This window comes from uncultured Campylobacter sp., from assembly GCF_938045205.1.
Taxonomy (GTDB): Bacteria; Campylobacterota; Campylobacteria; order Campylobacterales; family Campylobacteraceae; genus Campylobacter_B.
On sequence record NZ_CALIMY010000105.1, the window covers coordinates 1 to 16074 of the forward strand.

At 47.7% G+C, this 16074-nt stretch carries 14 protein-coding genes and 1 other RNA gene; 5 read left to right on the plus strand and 10 right to left on the minus strand.

All coding sequences use genetic code 11. The features are described 5' to 3' along the window. Positions 1 to 402: 402 nt before the first annotated feature. Positions 403 to 764: a transfer-messenger RNA gene (ssrA, locus tag Q0198_RS06355) on the minus strand. A gap of 98 nt (positions 765 to 862) precedes the next feature. On the opposite strand from ssrA, the gene panB reads away from it, so the two are divergent. Further along, a complete protein-coding gene (panB, locus tag Q0198_RS06360) occupies positions 863 to 1660 on the plus strand; it encodes a 3-methyl-2-oxobutanoate hydroxymethyltransferase (protein ID WP_297896226.1) in 798 nt (265 codons plus the stop codon). 125 nt (positions 1661 to 1785) lie between these two features. Here the strand turns inward: panB and Q0198_RS06365 are convergent, their stop codons facing one another. Then, entirely contained in the window at positions 1786 to 2031 is a 246-nt protein-coding gene (locus Q0198_RS06365) for a hypothetical protein (RefSeq protein WP_297896228.1), read from the minus strand. 46 nt (positions 2032 to 2077) lie between these two features. Between Q0198_RS06365 and Q0198_RS06370 the strand changes: the two genes are divergently transcribed. The 3 genes from Q0198_RS06370 (at position 2078) to Q0198_RS06380 (ending at position 5440) form a co-directional block, all read left to right on the plus strand. Further along, on the plus strand, positions 2078 to 2755 hold the full coding sequence (locus Q0198_RS06370; protein WP_297896229.1) for a hypothetical protein: 678 nt from the start codon (positions 2078 to 2080) through the stop codon (positions 2753 to 2755). An 856-nt stretch (positions 2756 to 3611) separates the two neighbouring features. After that, positions 3612 to 4628 carry a Holliday junction branch migration DNA helicase RuvB gene (gene ruvB, locus Q0198_RS06375; RefSeq protein WP_297896232.1) on the plus strand — a complete coding sequence of 339 codons (1017 nt, stop codon included), beginning with the start codon at positions 3612 to 3614 and terminating at the stop codon, positions 4626 to 4628. A 209-nt stretch (positions 4629 to 4837) separates the two neighbouring features. Beyond that, positions 4838 to 5440, plus strand: a complete 603-nt coding sequence (locus Q0198_RS06380) for a hypothetical protein (RefSeq protein ID WP_297896234.1) — start codon at positions 4838 to 4840, stop codon at positions 5438 to 5440. 306 nt (positions 5441 to 5746) lie between these two features. On the opposite strand, the gene Q0198_RS06385 is transcribed toward Q0198_RS06380, so the two are convergent. Further along, positions 5747 to 6337, minus strand: a complete 591-nt coding sequence (locus Q0198_RS06385) for a hypothetical protein (protein ID WP_297896236.1) — start codon at positions 6335 to 6337, stop codon at positions 5747 to 5749. Between the two features lie 194 nt (positions 6338 to 6531). On the opposite strand from Q0198_RS06385, the gene Q0198_RS06390 reads away from it, so the two are divergent. Next, complete coding sequence (locus Q0198_RS06390) at positions 6532 to 7992, plus strand: AI-2E family transporter (protein WP_297896238.1); 1461 nt, start codon at positions 6532 to 6534, stop codon at positions 7990 to 7992. A 362-nt stretch (positions 7993 to 8354) separates the two neighbouring features. Here the strand turns inward: Q0198_RS06390 and Q0198_RS06395 are convergent, their stop codons facing one another. From Q0198_RS06395 to napA, 7 genes are all read right to left on the minus strand, one after another. After that, on the minus strand, positions 8355 to 9326 hold the full coding sequence (locus tag Q0198_RS06395) for a hypothetical protein (RefSeq protein ID WP_297896240.1): 972 nt from the start codon (positions 9324 to 9326) through the stop codon (positions 8355 to 8357). A 203-nt stretch (positions 9327 to 9529) separates the two neighbouring features. Next, a complete protein-coding gene (locus Q0198_RS06400; RefSeq protein ID WP_297896242.1) occupies positions 9530 to 9865 on the minus strand; it encodes a chaperone NapD in 336 nt (111 codons plus the stop codon). Beyond that, on the minus strand, positions 9862 to 11058 hold the full coding sequence (locus Q0198_RS06405; RefSeq protein WP_297896244.1) for a hypothetical protein: 1197 nt from the start codon (positions 11056 to 11058) through the stop codon (positions 9862 to 9864). The genes Q0198_RS06400 and Q0198_RS06405 overlap by 4 nt, the downstream gene beginning before the upstream one ends. 9 nt (positions 11059 to 11067) lie before the next feature. Next, entirely contained in the window at positions 11068 to 11601 is a 534-nt protein-coding gene (locus Q0198_RS06410; RefSeq protein ID WP_297896246.1) for a nitrate reductase cytochrome c-type subunit, read from the minus strand. After that, complete coding sequence (napH, locus tag Q0198_RS06415) at positions 11598 to 12407, minus strand: quinol dehydrogenase ferredoxin subunit NapH (RefSeq protein WP_297896248.1); 810 nt, start codon at positions 12405 to 12407, stop codon at positions 11598 to 11600. The genes Q0198_RS06410 and napH overlap by 4 nt, the downstream gene beginning before the upstream one ends. Further along, entirely contained in the window at positions 12404 to 13162 is a 759-nt protein-coding gene (gene napG, locus Q0198_RS06420; RefSeq protein WP_297896249.1) for a ferredoxin-type protein NapG, read from the minus strand. Before napG ends, napH begins: the two co-directional genes overlap by 4 nt. Before the next feature lie 3 nt (positions 13163 to 13165). Continuing rightward, positions 13166 to 15949 (minus strand): nitrate reductase catalytic subunit NapA, encoded by a 2784-nt coding sequence (gene napA, locus Q0198_RS06425; RefSeq protein ID WP_297896251.1) that lies wholly within the window; start codon positions 15947 to 15949, stop codon positions 13166 to 13168. Positions 15950 to 16074: the final 125 nt, after the last annotated feature.

Here is a 16074-nt window from a genome sequence, read left to right on the forward strand (position 1 = left end):
CTCCGACGATAAGCATATCTCTATCTCTTGCGATTTTTAGCACCTCCATTACATCATCAAATCTCCAAGCTATATCATAAATTCCGTACTCCTCCCTTAGGCGTATGCCGCGCTCTAGCAGATCCTGCGGCACGATATTTACGTAATCTTCATCTATAAAAAACATAATTCGCTCCTTTTAAGTATAAGATTATTGCCATTGCCATTTTTCTATATCGTTTTTCTTTACGAAATACCCTAATGCGAAAAAAGCCCCTAATAAAACCCCTATTTTTTCAGAAGTAATTATACTACAAACAAAAATAAAAGGAGAGAAAAATAATCGAAATATAAGATAAGCACCTATATACGGGAATTGAAGAGAAGTAAAAAGAAGTGATTAAAACTTAAAAATAACTTAATTGGTGGAGGTGTGCGGGATTGAACCGCAGTCCGAAAACAAACGACCAAAGCCTCTACATGTTTAGCAAAAGTGAAGTTCTCGCGCAGGCTCGCTCACTTTCCAAAACGACCCGCCGGCGCAAAGACTAGGATTTCACCCTACGGTTCGTCACGCCGCAGAGCTACGCTATCGCAGATTACCCGCCGCCGCGCTTAGATAGTATCGGCGCAGAGCAGGGCTCGACTGGACTTACGCAGCTTTAGCGTAAGCAGGAGCAAATTTAACGTTGTTTGCGTTTAAATTTAGTTTGGATTTTATACGCTGTATCCAAAGCGACATGCCGCCTTGACCCATCCGTTCCCGTCGAAGCCAAGTCACCCCCGAAAGAATGCACGCGCATTTTACTTCAAAATTTTATAAATGTCAAATTCGGCTTATGTTAAAATTGCATCGAAATTTTAACCGAGCAAAGGAGTCAAAATGTCAAAAATTACGCTTTCTAAATTATACGAGATGAAAAAATCCGGCGAAAAGATCGTGATGATCACTGCCTATGACGCGCTTTTTGCTAAAATTTTCGACGACGAGGTCGATATGGTACTCGTAGGCGACAGCCTAAATATGAGCTTCGGCGGGCACTCCGAGACCCTGGGCGCGAGCGTAGAGCAGATGATCTATCACGCGCGCGCCGTAAGACGGGGGCTCAAGCGAGCGTATATGGTCGTGGATATGCCGTTTTGCTCGTGCGCGACGCCAGAGCTCGCGCTACAAAACTGCGCCAAAGTCTATGAGAGCACCGGCTGTGACGCCGTTAAGATCGAAGGCGGCGCGCATATGGCAGATACCGTGGCGCTGCTTAATCGAAACGGCATCGCCGTGATGAGCCATATCGGGCTAAAGCCGCAGTTTTCGCGCTTTACGGGCGGCTACAAGGTAAGCGGGCGCGGTGAGGAGGGCGCGCGCGAGGTCTTAAGCGACGCCAGAGTGCTTGCAGAGGCGGGTGCGGTGCTACTGCTGGTCGAGGGGACGATCTGCTCGGTCGCAAATCAAGTAGCGCTCGGCACCGACGTGCCCGTCATCGGCATCGGCGCGGGTGCGGGCGTGGATGGACAGGTGCTCGTGTGGAGCGATATGTGTGGATTTTTCACGGAGTTTCGACCGAAATTCGTTAAGCGTTATTTAGACGGCGCTGCGCTGGTAAAAGGCGCAGTGCGCGAATACGCGCGCGAAGTCAAGGAGGAGAGCTTCCCGAGCGAGGAGTTTGAATATAAGCAGTAGCGAGATTTGGGCTAAATTTTAAAATTTACGCGCTGAAATTCTAGCAATAAAACTATGCTTGCCTTAAATTAACGCTTCGTTTTCGCGTGCCGCAGGCTATGTAAACGGCTCGCGCCGCTTGAAATTTATTCGGCGAGAGCGATTGCGAGCGCTTTACCTAGTGCGAGAGATCGTAGGCGCTTTGGGTGGATACTCTGCGCGGTATATTTTATACGGGGGCGCCGTGCGAGAGTTTGCGTACTTCCGCTGCGGGTGCTATTTCTGTCGCCGACTGCAACGCACGAGCGCTTTTCATGAATGATCCGAGCCGTAGCTCCAAAATACGCTACGAGTGCTAAAATTTTACGCACGTAGCCGTAGAATTCTGGCATAAACCAGCCGTCAGGTCTAAACGGCTATAAAATTTAAGGAGAAAATTTGGCTAAAGCTTTAAAAATTATCATAGCCGCGGCTATGGGCTTGTTCTTTTGCGTAAAGGTGCTGCCGATTTTGGCGGTATTTTTCGCATTTAATTCTTTCTTTGATAAAGATGATATGGAGCTGGATAAAGCTCCGCCGATGCAAAACTACGAGCAAAATCGCGAGAAATTCCTAGACCTGTTAGCTTTTGCAGGTCGCAACTTCCCTAAAAATTTGCGCGTTACAATCCAGAGCACCTACGGCGATGAGTATATTTGGATCGATTTGGACGGCGATGAGACGAAATTTTATTCAAATTCCATTTTTAGAGATAATGCGCCGAGTATCGGCGATGGGCTAAAGCTCATCGGCTGGGACAAAAAGACGTTCGGGGAGCTAAAGTCAAAGCTCGCGGCGATAAACGCCAGAACCATCGTGCTAAATAGAAGCGGCGATAGCGGGGTGCCTTGGGCGGAGATCACCTACCGATACGTGGAACACTTCACCGATAGCTATCAGTTTTATGCCCCTGATAGCCCGAAGCTCGCCAAGCTGCACGCCAAGGGCTGCTCGAAAAAATTTGAAAGCGACGGCGTGGTGTTATTGTTCGAAAAAACGACATCGGGCCTATATAGAGCGTTCTGCGATGGCGACGACGATAATAAGAGCGTTTTGATCGAAGAGCATGATTTGTAGAACTAGGCTCGTGCAGGAAAAATTTAGCGCTTAATTTGGGGTGCGATCGATAAGGCGTCGCGAGGCTGAGAGGCTAAATTTAATCGCACGAGCTCGCGTTAAGTTTAGCGGTAAATTTTAAAATCCGCGCTAAATTCTAAGTCGTCTTGAAAAACAAAATTGCGCGCGAAATTTTACCTAGCTGCGCAAGCGCGTAAGGCAAAATTTTGCATAAAATTCTACACAGAATTTCTTGCAAAATTTTAACCGATTATGTGAGATAAAATTCTAGCCTGCTGCGTACCGCGAAGCTTGAAGCGCAGAATTTAAATCTTCGCTGCCGCAAAAACAAAATCCGCATCAAAATTCTACGAGACAAAATTTTGTCGCAAAATTTCGCTGCAAAATTCCAAACGCAGAATTTAATATCGCAAAATTCCAAGCGCCAAATTTTACGTTGTAAAATTCCGTGCGTATTTTTCAGTTGGCTAAATTTCGCTCTTTAATTCTACGCGCTCAAATTTCGCACCGCCGCTCGCGAACGCCTAAAGCCTTAAATTATACGTGTTAAATTTTACCTCGTAAAATTTAGCGCAGTTAGCGACCTGCGCGCTGTTTGGGAGCCGCTACGACAAAATTTCACACTTAAGGCATAGCGGGCGCAACGGCATGAGCGTAGTCTTAAAACGTCGCGCTAAAATTTCGCAGTCTTTCGCGACGGGCGCTCTGCTTTTTAGTCCCAGCCCTAAGCGCGTACCGTAAAATTCCGCGCGGCAAATTTTATTCCGCCCGCAAAGATCCGTCCCTTTAAAATTGTCAAAATTTAGCCATTTTTCGCTACACTTGCTAAAATTTTAAAAACGATTAAAGAGAGATTATGGACAGAATTGTAGAGATCGAAAAGATGCAGCTCGATGAGAGCGTGGAGAGCTCGCTGCGCCCGTCAAGCTTCGAGGATTACGTGGGGCAGGAGAAGATCAAATCAAACCTCGCTATCGCGATCGCCGCGGCGAAAAAGCGCGCCGACGTGCTTGATCACGTGCTTTTCTACGGACCGCCGGGGCTAGGCAAAACCACGCTGGCGCATATCATCGCCGCTCAGATGGGCGCCGCTATCAAGGTCACCGCCGCGCCGATGATCGAAAAGGCGGGCGATCTGGCGGCGATTTTGACGAACCTGCAAAGCGGCGACGTGCTTTTCATCGACGAGATCCACCGCCTAAGCCCCGCGATCGAGGAGGTGCTGTATTCGGCAATGGAGGACTTCCGCCTCGACATCATCATCGGCTCGGGTCCCGCCGCGCAGACTATCAAGATCGACATTCCGCACTTCACGCTCATCGGCGCCACAACGCGCGCGGGCATGATCTCGGCGCCGCTGCGGGATCGCTTCGGCATGCAGTTTCGCTTGCAGTTTTACACGCACGCCGAGCTTGCGCGGATAGTGCAGATCGCTTCGGTCAAACTCGGAAAAGAAAGCGCAGCCGACGCCAGCGCCGAGATCGCGCGTCGCTCTCGCGGCACTCCGCGTATTGCGTTACGGCTGCTGCGCCGCATACGCGATTTTGCCGAGGTGCGCGATGAGGGCGCTATCTCGCACGATCGCGCGCGCGAGGGGCTTGAGGCGCTGGGCGTGGACGAGCAGGGCTTTGACGAGATGGATATAAAATATTTGGAAATTTTATTTGACGCCAAGCGCCGTGCCTTGGGGCTTAGCACGATCGCGGCGGCGCTTAGCGAGGATGAGGGCACGATCGAGGACGTCATCGAGCCCTATCTGCTCGCTAACGGCTACATCGAAAAGACCGCCAAAGGCCGCATCGCAACCGATAAGGCGCGCGAGGCGCTCGGTCGCGTGCTAAGGACTGCGAAGAGAAATCTGTTTGAGGAGTAGGGCGGATGAAATTTTATACTTCACGGCACTAAGTCATAGCTACGCAGGTGGAAACCCTGCCGTGGCGATTTTGTATATTTGATCTTTGAATTTTGCTTGGTTTCAAAATTTCTTCAGATTTAAAATTTAAAGCAGGCGATTTTGTAAATTTAGAGCAAATTTATTATCGCTAAATAAAAAACATCCAAAAGAATATGAAAGGGAATTTTATGAAATTCATAACAAAATATATAAAAAGGCTCTTCTATTATTTTTACGATGTATTTTACAGACGCATTTTTGTCAGGGGAGTTTCGCATCCGCAGGCACAGGTGGCTAGCATAGGCTGCTATGGTTTGCTTTTTGTCCTATGCGGGATGCTTCTTACTATTTATAGAACGGATACGGCGCCCAAACAATTGAATGAGCTTGAGATAGATACAGGAATTTTAAGAAACGTTTATTATAATTTTCGCGGAAGCGGCGGACGAATACATATAGAACTAGAAAACGGCAAGAAAAAGGTTTATGAAATAAGCAAAAGCGATAGCGATATTTACGAAAAGCTAAAAGGGCAAAAAATCAAAATTTACGGCGAGCCAAGCCCAGATATATTAGGCAATAATGAAATTTTACAGCTTGAAGATAAAGATGGAAAAATATATAAGGAATATAATTTCGATCATATATTGTTAAGACCATATTTGATGACCGCACAGTTTAAATTCTTTTTAAAAGGGGCAGTTTTTCTACTTTTATTGATATTTTTTATAAATTTTTCAGATAGAAATTTGATTAAAAAAAATCCAGAAGAAGGAGCAAAAAATGAGTAACGGATTGGGTATTTATTAAGGGATGCGCTTTCGCATGGTCTCGCCAATGCGGCTGCAGCGCAAGCTGGAGCGAAGTTCTGCTTTCATATGCCTATAGGGGCGGCTATTATTCTCACTCTCCATTGAAAGTTAAAATTTAGTCTATCCGCGCATCTGTTATGCTCATTATTTTATAAATTCGTATTCTTTTACCCTACGCAGATTGTTGTTTGCGATTATTAAGGTACATTGATTTTCTAAAAAATAGCCTGCTGCCCGTTCAACCTTCGCTATACTCTCGTTTATCGTACCGATTTTACTTCGCTTCTAGCAGACGCATTCGCTATACATTTTTCTTTTCCGCTTGAAGTTGCTATTGGGCTTATTGTAAGAGTTGCAGCGCGAGCGGATCCAAACATCGGGCGCGCGTAGCTTTAGATTTTGCGGCGCGACACGCACGTCTAGCGCCAGCATATCGGCTCTGCCTGCCGAAGCGCTAATTTCATCAAATTTAGCCGCACGCACGTCCAACGTCGGTCTGTCGGCGCGCACGGTCTGCCCGCCTACGCCTACGTAATCGCACACACCGCGCAGCTCGTGCACGAACGCGCGCTGCTTCTCGCTGCCGATCCGCCCATGCACCGAGCCGTTTAGCGTGGCGTTGATTTTGATGAAGCAAAAACCGCTCTCGCGCGCCAGATAAAACGGTTCCGCAAGCTCCGTCGCCGCGGCAGGGCAGACGTTAAATTTCACCTCTATGCCCCCGCGGCGTAAAATTTCCGCACCGCCCGCAGCCTGCGCGTTCGTATCGCACGCGCCGATTACCACGCGCGATAGCCCAAGCTCCGCCAAAAGCTCGGCGCAAGACGGGGTCCTGCCGCGGTGCGCGCAGGGCTCAAATACGGCATAGGAGCACACATCTAGTTTTGACGTATGTTCGAGCTATGCGCTATTTTCATAAATTAGGCACGATTCGTGTACATGTCGTATAGCGCGCTGTATGTGAAAACGCGTGAGAACGCCGCTCGAAAATTTTGTGAAATTTTAAAATTTAATCGAAATCTGATAAAAAAACTTATAAAATACATCATCAAATTTCAAAAGGATAAAATTTGCCGACGCCAAAAGACAACGCCGTAAGCCGCAATGAAAACTTGGCTGAAAAGATAGCCCAAAATAACGCCGAGGATAACGCCAAAGGCGAGGCGCAAAATTTCACCGAAAATCAGACCGTAAATAACGCTGAGGGTAAAATCGAAGCCGCCGCCGAAGCCAAAGCGACTGTCAAAAACAAAACCAAAACCGCTGCCGAAAATCAAAGCGAAAGCATAGCCGAAACGGGCAAAGCCGCCAGAGCAAATACCGGCGCCGATAAAGCGGACACAGCTGCGTTAGGCACCGAAAATCAAAGCAAAAACCGTACCGAAACCGACAAAGTCTCATCTGCTAATGCTTCCGCATTAGGCGACGCCGCCGCTTCGGGAGCTGCTGCGGGCATGAAAGCAGGCCTTGCCAAGGCTAGCGGGCGCGCGAAGACGAGCAAGATATTTTTTATCGGTGCAACCTTGCTGATGTTTTGCTGCGTAATCTATCTGTTCTCGCCGTTTTTGATGGTGATCGTAATCGGCGTGCTGATGGCGGTGGCGACCTCGGGTCTGCACGCTAAAGTAACCAAGCTGTGCCGCGGCAGGCGCACGCTAGCCTCGGTGCTGAGCGTATTTTTGCTCTGCACGCTTTTTTTTGTGCCCTTCATCTACGCCGTGATCGAGATCGCCAAAAACGCTGCGAGCTTCGATATGGCGCGCCTAAACGATGCGCTTAGCTACGTTCAGAGCCTAGACATCAGGCTGCCCGGGCCTTTTGAAAAATTTGATACGCAGTTTCGCTCGTTTTTGGCAAACCTAGACGTCGCGGGCGTGGCGAAGCAGATCATCTCCTACCTCTCGGTCGTCGGAAAGTCCAGCGCGAAATTTATCGTCGATATGGTGCTTATCGTCGTGTTTTGCTTTTTTGCATACCTCTACGGCGAGAGCTTCAAGCGCTTTTTCAAAAAAATTCTACCCGTCGAGTCCGCGCAGATCGATTATATCTTTTCCGAGACGGCAAATACGATGAGCGTCGTGTTTTACTCGACCATCTTCAACGCCGTATTGCAGGGCTTTTTGTTTTCGATCATCGCGGGGATCTTCGGCTTTGACGCGCTGCTGATGGGGGTGCTTTTCGCCTTCTGCTCGCTCATCCCTGCAGTCGGCGGCGCGCTCATCTACGTGCCCACAGCGCTATATGTGCTAGCGGGGGGCAGCACCTCGGGCGCGATCGTGATAATGGCGTATTGCGTGATACTGATCTCGACGCTCGCGGACAGCTTCGTAAAGCCGCTCGTGATAAAATTTATCAACTCGCGCCTAGTCGAAAACCCCGCAAACATCAACGAGATGCTGATCTTCTTCTCGATGCTTTCGGGCATCAGCACGTTTGGGTTCTGGGGCGTGATCTTGGGACCCGCGATTTTAACGCTATTTATCGCGGTGCTAAATTTATACGATTATCTAAAAAAGATAGAATTCGAGTAGGGCTTGCGCCGCTTGGTGCTTTTAAATTTATGAAAATTTCGCCCGTAAAGCGCAAACCAATACGCCCTTACGGCTCTTGTGCTCTCGCGGTTTTTGTTCGCTCGCGCCTTTGCGCGGGTACAAAGCCTTTAAATTTAAAGGCGAATTTTAATTTCGGCTGCCGCTCGCGCTCTTTGACTGGTTTAAAGCAAAGATCGCGGGCGTCGGCGCTGTTATTTTGGGTCGCGTCATGCGGCGGCGCAGTATTTTTAAGCTACACCGCGCGGCGTGGCGAAATTTTATGGATTAGAGTTTAAATTTAAAGTAGTCGATAATAAAAGAAAGAATTTTAACTTCAGCTCTAGCAAGCAATGCCCAGCAACTCAATACCCACTTTCATCGCCTTCTCCTTGCGAGTTAAAATTTATCTTGTTCTTTTGATTCTTTAAATTTTGGTATTGCTTAAACAAAGTCTCTATATCTTTATAGAAAAATACATGACTATCGGACAATACATCTTTTTCGCTCATTTTCTTCTTCTTATATATAGGTATGTAATAAAAGAAATAAGAGTGATCGCAATCGATTTTCTCTTTATTATTAAACCAATTAATTTTATTCTTGATATGTATGTAGTTATAGCAAAAAGATTCTATATCCGCTTTTTTATCTCCAATTAATAAATTTTTGAAAATTGGCTCCAAAAGTGCATGATAGCAACTTTTATTCGTAATAATTATATTGAATTTAATATCTTTATTTTCATTAAACAAAGAGCGTATATTCATTTTATTTGTGAATACAAAATCGGTAAATAAGCCGAATGGATGGAAAGCGCCATCTCCAAACCTCATATATATAAAATTATCTATAAAATTTCCATCTTCGTCAATCAAATGCTTTTGCTCCCAAGGATAAAAGAGCCGTAGTTTTAAAATCTCGTCGTTTTTTACAATCTCTTCAGTATTTTCTATGGGCTTGCCGTTTTTGCAAATTTTAGAGCCCAGATCCATTAGATAATCAAAATTTAGCCTTTTATCCAGCTTCCAAAATTCGCATCTGTCGTCGGGATATTTATCGCCGTTGCACCATGAAAATCTTACTCTCTCATAGCCGTTTTTGTCTAAGTGAATATCCGCCATCTTGCCGAAATCTATTTGCGGATAATTATCTAAGTAGTGAAGCTTTTTTAGGTAATCTTTTAAATTTAACTCTACGATCTCTCTTTGCGTTAGATTTTTATCGCTAAAATCAAGCGCTTCTAGGATCGCTGAAATTCTATATGCGGGTAGCAAGGCGATAAATATGCAAAGCCAGATCAGAAAAACTATTATGCAGGCGTATTTTAGGCGCAAGTTTACTCCTTCGGGCAGATTGCGCTATATTATCCAATGCAAGCTTAACGAGCCCATAATCCGCAGCGCTTGCAGCAAACGACTTGCTGTAAAAATTCCAAGCTTGTTTGCGCAGTTAAAATTATATAGTTAAATTTGGTAGTTAAATTTGAAATTTTAAAATTTACATTTGGCGGTAAAATTTTAAAATTTACGGCGGCGGTTTAGACTCGCACTTTGCCGCCGTATTTGATCTGACTCGGGTCTTTTTTGTCCAGCTCGCGCATTATCTGCTCGCCGTTGTCGGAGTTTGCCGCGGCGATATCTGCGTCAAGATCGGAGTAAGAATAGATCATCATCGCCTCACTTACGCCTTTTATAGCCTCTATCGCGCGAAATGCGGCGATCTCGTCCTCGAAGCTCTCTGCGCTAATCGTGGCTACCGCCTTGCCGTCCTTGCACGCGACGAACTCGCAGCCGCCGATGCTTTGCAGCTCCTTGCGAAACGCTGCTATATCGGTATCTGCGCCTAGATAGATTACGACGCTTGAAATATTCATTTTAGCCCCCAAAAGTAGATATATCTATTGTACCCCGAGCCCACGAGATAATCTCCTTCGAAAAGCAGATAGTTGATGATGTCGTTGTCCAGCTCGATGCTGCGGACGATCTCGCCTGCTTTATCGATTACGCGCACGCCGTTACCAACGGTAAAAGCACCCAGCTCGGGGCTTAGCGCCACGGCAAAAACTGCAAAATGGGCGTTATAAAATTTAGCGAAATCGCCGTTTTCGTAGTAGCACGATCTTTCTTTGTCGTTCGAGCCGCTCATCATACGATCGCCAAGTAGTGCCACGGAGTAGATTCCGTCCTTGTGCAGGGATTTTTGGCTCATAAGCTTTTTCGCTTTCGCGTCGAAATAAAATACGATGCCACCTTCGCACGAGATTAGTAGCGTTCCGCTGGAGCGGTCGTAAGCGCTGCCGCCCAAAGACGCGATGGTGAGCTTTTGCTCGAAGCTTACCTTGCCGCTAGGTAGGTCGAAGTATAAAATTTCGCTACCAAGACCTAGCAAAATCACGGTATTTTCGTCGTAGAAATAGACGTTTTTAATCCCCGTCATCGGTAGCTTGTAGTGCGTGATCTTGCCTCTCGCAAACACGCCCAGCATCTTTTCAAACGCGTCGCCGTTATATAAAAATGCGTATTTTTCGCCTAGTTTATCGACGTCGAATATGGTAGCGCCCATCGGCTCGTCTAGGTAATTTTTGGACGAGGGCAGGGCGAAAATTAGCGTTTTGGATATTGCGCCCGATGCGGAATTTAATGCCGTAGAATTTTCGGCAGAATTTTGCTTCGTAGAATTTGCTGCGGTTGAATTTGCTAAAGAATTTACGGCAGCGGAATTCGCAGTGGAATCTCCCGTGGAATTTACGCTCGCTTTTGCATTAAAATTCTGCGCCGCATCGGAATTTGTGCTTGCGACGGAATTTTGATCTGCGAAATTTTGTCCGGCGGCAGAATTTCGCGTGGAATTTTCCGCGGAGCTAATGGCAATTTTATAGAGCTTGCCATCGTCGAGACCTGCGTAAATTTCGCCGTCTAGATTTTTTAGCACCGCGACGTTTGCGCCTATGTCGAGTCTGAAGCTAGCCCCTGCCGGCGCATCTATGCCCGCAGCGCCGCTAGGTATTGCGACGCCGTTGCCGGCATAGACGAAGCAGGCGCAAAGTAGCAGCGGTAAAAATTTCATCGCGGGCTCCTACTCAACCTCGGCGCCTTGATTTAGCGTATCTATGAGATTAGAAGTGGAATTAGCGTCGCTAAACCTGCTAAAATCAGCCTTGAAGTTATTTTTCACGAGCGGATCGGTTTGGGCTTGCGGTACGTGGCATTGCATGCAGTTGAAGCGCTGCTCGGCTAGCGTGCCGTTTAGATCCACTCCGGTGCGGAAGTCCACCAGGTGGCTTTTTGGAATTGGCGTAGAGCCTACATCCTTGGCAAACTCGGGCATATGGCAGGTTACGCACATATTGTTATCCGTCGTGATCGGCACGAGCCCGTCTAGGCTGTGCGGTATGAGCGGCGGAGCGTTTTCGAAGCTGCGCTCGATTTTCGAAGCGGCGCCCGGAGCATCCTCGCTATATTTGAAATCGGGCAGGGAATTTTTATTTTGCGCCGATTCGTCTACGCTTTTTATAAAGCCCAAGCTGTCGGCGTCTATAGATGCCGTCTTGTCCGCGGCAAACAGCGCCGCACAGCATGCAAGAGCTAAGCCTAAAACCATTTTTTTCATTTTTTCACTCCTAATATGCTAAAATTTAACGCATCGTCGTCGCATACGTCGATGCAGCGTCCGCAGCTGATACACTCGCTGCTAACGCGCCCGTTTTCGCGCCCAACCATCTTAAGCACCTGTACTTCGGGGCAGACCATTTTGCATTTGCCGCACATCGTGCATTTATCGACCTCGTGGCGAACGCGAATGACGCTAAAATAGCTAAGCGCAGCCCAAAATCCGCCGAGCGGGCATAGCCGCGAGCAGATAGTGCGATCGCCTGCAAAAATTTCAAAAACCACGATCAGTAGCGCAATCGCAAACGCACTAGCACTTAGCGATATGACGGCGCGCGCGAAAAGCGAGATAAAATTTACGCTCTCAAATGCCGCAAAGCCGAAAGCTCCGCTGCAAACAAGCGCTAGCACCGCTAGGACGTAGCGAGCTTTGCGGTTTATGCTAACGATCCTAGTCGTTATGCCAAGTCTTTTACGAAGCCACGCGGCAAGATCGGTCAGTAAATTTATCGGGCAGACCCACGAGCAATATAATCGCGGCGCTATAAGCGCATAAAATGCTCCTACGATAAGCGCTCCGATAACCGCCGTAGCGCCCAAAGAAAAGCTAGCTAACAGCATCTGCGCCGTCGCAAACGGATCGCTTAGATTAATCGTGCCGAAAAGTTTCGACGAGCTTAGATTGCCCTTTAGAATTCCTGATAAAATTCCGTTTTCGCTCGCGGCTTTGAAGGCGAAATTATTTCCTAAAATAAAAAGGACTAGAATAGAAATTTGGCTCAAACGCCTTAAAATAGTGTATTTCATTGCCTAGCCCCTTCCATTAGATCGTCCTCGTTTAAGTAATCCTTACTCTTTTGCGGATCGAGCTTGATTTTGGTGTCTGCGTCCTTTAGCTTCGCGTCGTCGCCCTTGATCCAGCCTTTGACGTAGTTATCGCTGGAAATTCCTATGACGCGCTCGCGTTCCACGACGCTGATAGCCGCCTTTTTCGTGACGCAGGCATGCTCGCACTTACCGCAACCCGTGCAGTAGTCGCTATCTACGACAGGCACGAGCAGGGCGTGCTTTTCGGTGCGGTTGTTGTGACGGTAATCGATCCTAAGTGCCTTATCCATCACGGGGCAGCTTCTCACGCATGCGTCGCATTGGATACCCGCATAAGCGATGCAATGCTCGGTATCTATGACCGCAACGCCCATTTTGGATAGACGCACGTTTAGCTTAGAGTTTTCGCTCACTAAATTTTTATCTAACGCGTCGCTAGGACAGGCCGCGACGCAAGGTATGTCGTCGCACATATAGCACGGAATTTCGCGCGGGATAAAAAACGGCGTGCCGTTTGCAATAGCATGATCGCAAAAGCTCGCAAGCTTAAGCGTATCAAAGGGGCACGCCTCGACACAAAGTCCGCACCTTAGGCATTTGCTAAGAAATTCTTTCTCGCTTATAGCTCCGGGCGGGCGGAGTCTGGCGTGCTCGCTAGAGTTTGCGACTCCGAGCCCCAGAACGCCTACGCCCGCAGCTAAAGAAAGAATACCTAAGACCTCACGCCTATCCATAATTTACGCCTTATAAATTTTAACCGCGCATTTTTTGTAGTCGGTCTCTTTTGAAAGCGGACAGGTATGATCGAGCGTGACGCGGTTGATATAAACTTTCTCGTCAAAAAACGGCACGAAAATAAGCCCTTTCGGCGGAATGTTACGTCCGTGAAAATCCACGCGAGCTTTGACTTTGCCGCGGCGCGACTCGATCCAGACGATTTCGTTTTGTTGTACGCCGATTTTGGCGCCATCCAGCTCGTTCATATAGCATCTTGCCTCAGGCACCGCGCGATAAAGCTCCGGCACGCGCATAGTCATAGTGCCCGTATGCCAGTGCTCCAGCACGCGACCCGTACATAGCCAGAAAGGATATTCCTCGCTTGGCACTTCTACAGGATCCATATATGGACGGAAGAAAATTTTAGCTTTATTGACGAGGCTTGTTTTCTCTTCGCCCGAAGTAGCGGATTTCAGATCGCCGCTAGGAAGCGCCGCTTTAGCGTTGCCGTAGAATGCAAAGTCGCTGTCAGGAGCCGCTTTTTTGGCATAAGGATCGTATTGGGCGTTAAAGCGCCAAAGCGTTTCTTTGCCGTCTACGACCGGCCATCTAAGACCGCGTACGCGGTGATAGGTGTCGAAATCGGCTAGATCGTGTCCGTGACCTGTGCCGAATTTGCGGTATTCTTCCCAGAGATATTTTTGGACGAAAAAGCCATAGCCTTTAAATTCTTTACCGTCGCTGCCGATTACGGCGCGAGAGTCGCCGCTTACTTCGGAGTTGTCGAAATTTGCCATAATCGGATCTTTTGCCGCGAAAGCCATAGCGTCTTTATTTGCAAAAAGTACATCAAATAGCGTGCTTTCAGGGGTATAGCCGAATTCCGAAATTTTATCTAATACGTTTGGAAGCGTAAGTTTATCATTTACTTTTGTCTCGCCCCAGAAATCCTTGAGTTTGAAGCGCTTGGAAAACTCTAGCATCTGCCACGTATCGCTCATCGCGTCGCCTACGGGAAGGACCTGTTGTCTCCACCACTGGGTTCTACGCTCGGCATTACCGTATGCGCCCCATTTTTCGTAGATCATCGCGGTCGGCAGGATTAGATCGGCTACCTTCGCGCTTAGTCCCGGATACGGCTCGCTTACTACGATGAAGTTGTCCATCTCGCGCGCCGCGGCGATCCAGTGGTTTGCATTGGCGATCTGCTGCCACGGATTATTGACCTGTACCCATATCCATTTTATCTTGCCGTCTTCGAGATTGCGCAGAGCCTGCACGTAGTGCGCACCCGGTTTTGGGTTTATCGTGCCTTCAGGAAGCTTCCAAATTTTTTCGGAAACCTTTCTATGAGCCGGATTTGCCACGACCATATCAGCAGGTAGGCGGTGAGAAAACGTGCCCACCTCTCTAGCCGTGCCGCAAGCGCTAGGCTGACCGGTAAGCGAAAACGCTCCGCAGCCCGGCTTAGCTTGCTTGCCGAGAAGGAAATGCACCATGTAGCTTTGCTCATTAACCCAAGTTCCTCTTGAGTGCTGATTAAAGCCCATCGTCCAAAAGCTTACTACTTTACGATCTTTTTCTATATAAAAATCGGCGAGCTGCTTAAGTTTGGTTTTGAATGCTTCTAAATCCTCGCTCTCGTCGCCCTTAGCCAAAGGCGCTACGAAATCTAGCGTGTAAGGCTCCAACGCTTTTTTAAATTCTTCAAAGCTTATAAGCCAGTGAGCATCCGATTTGTCAGAGTGTTTGTTTTCGAGTACGTCGCCCTCTTTCATACCAAGATATGCTAACGTAACGCCCTCGGATTTGCTTAAAATTTTGGATTTTTGCTTAGCTGCGGTGTCTAGCTCGGTTTTGCGGTATTTTTTATGATTGATATCTTCTCGCAGGCCATAACCGATATCTACGGGACCGGTAGCGAATACACAGTGCTCTTTAATAAATTTCTCATCTATCATATCCGGGTGATTGTAGACGATCTCTCTTGCGATATAGTTCCATATCGCCAAATCGGTATTCGGACGGAATATAATTTCGATATCGGCGATGTTTGAGGTGCGAGTGGTAAAAGTAGATAAATTTATTACTTTTACGCGATCCGGGTGGCGAAGCTTGTGGTCGGAGACGCGAGACCAAAGAATCGGGTGCATCTCAGCCATATTTGCGCCCCAAGCAATTATGGTATCGGTTAGCTCGATATCGTCGAAAACGCCCGCAGGCTCGTCAATGCCGAAGGTTTGCATAAAACCTACGACGGCGCTAGCCATGCACTGGCGAGCGTTGGGGTCGATATTATTGGAGCGAAAGCCCGCCTTGACGAGCTTGGCTGCGGTATAGCCCTCGGTAATGGTGTATTGACCGCTGCCTAACACGGCAAAGCCCTCGGGACCGCCTTCGTTATAGGCGCGTCTAAAATGCTTCTCCATTTCGTCGAACGCTCTTTGCCAGCTGATCTCGATAAATTTTCCCTTTTTGTCGAATTCGCCCTTGGAATTTACGCGTAAAAGAGGCTTGGTAATGCGATCGGCGCCATACATGATCTTGGCGTTGAAGTAGCCTTTGATGCAGTTTAGACCGCGATTTACTGGCGCTAGCGGATCGCCTTTGACCGCTACGATTTTGCCGTCTTTGGTGGCTACCATAATGCCGCAGCCGGTGCCGCAGAAGCGACAGGCCGCCTTGTCCCAGCGCCAGCCTTTTTCGGCTTCGTCCGCAGCACTAAGACTGCTAGGCAAGCTGATGCCCGCAACGCTACAGGCAGCCGCTGCCGCAGAGCTTTTTATAAAGTCTCGTCTATCCATGAGATTAACCTTTCGTTTAGAATTAATTTCTACTAAGATTTTGAATAATAGCATAAAAAAACAGCTTAGTCTAGATTAAAATCAAGGTTTTTTCTACATAGATTTCAGATATAAGATAATAATTT

Excerpts from the sequence above, each read along its gene's own strand:
- panB (WP_297896226.1), top strand. The coding sequence starts at position 863 with ATGTCAAAAATTACGCTTTCTAAATTATACGAGATGAAAAAATCCGGC.
- Q0198_RS06365 (WP_297896228.1), bottom strand. The coding sequence starts at position 2,031 with ATGCCAGAATTCTACGGCTACGTGCGTAAAATTTTAGCACTCGTAGCG.
- ruvB (WP_297896232.1), top strand. The coding sequence starts at position 3,612 with ATGGACAGAATTGTAGAGATCGAAAAGATGCAGCTCGATGAGAGCGTG.
- Q0198_RS06380 (WP_297896234.1), top strand. The coding sequence starts at position 4,838 with ATGAAATTCATAACAAAATATATAAAAAGGCTCTTCTATTATTTTTAC.
- Q0198_RS06400 (WP_297896242.1), bottom strand. The coding sequence starts at position 9,865 with ATGAATATTTCAAGCGTCGTAATCTATCTAGGCGCAGATACCGATATA.
- Q0198_RS06405 (WP_297896244.1), bottom strand. The coding sequence starts at position 11,058 with ATGAAATTTTTACCGCTGCTACTTTGCGCCTGCTTCGTCTATGCCGGC.
- Q0198_RS06410 (WP_297896246.1), bottom strand. The coding sequence starts at position 11,601 with ATGAAAAAAATGGTTTTAGGCTTAGCTCTTGCATGCTGTGCGGCGCTG.
- napH (WP_297896248.1), bottom strand. The coding sequence starts at position 12,407 with ATGAAATACACTATTTTAAGGCGTTTGAGCCAAATTTCTATTCTAGTC.
- napG (WP_297896249.1), bottom strand. The coding sequence starts at position 13,162 with ATGGATAGGCGTGAGGTCTTAGGTATTCTTTCTTTAGCTGCGGGCGTA.
- napA (WP_297896251.1), bottom strand. The coding sequence starts at position 15,949 with ATGGATAGACGAGACTTTATAAAAAGCTCTGCGGCAGCGGCTGCCTGT.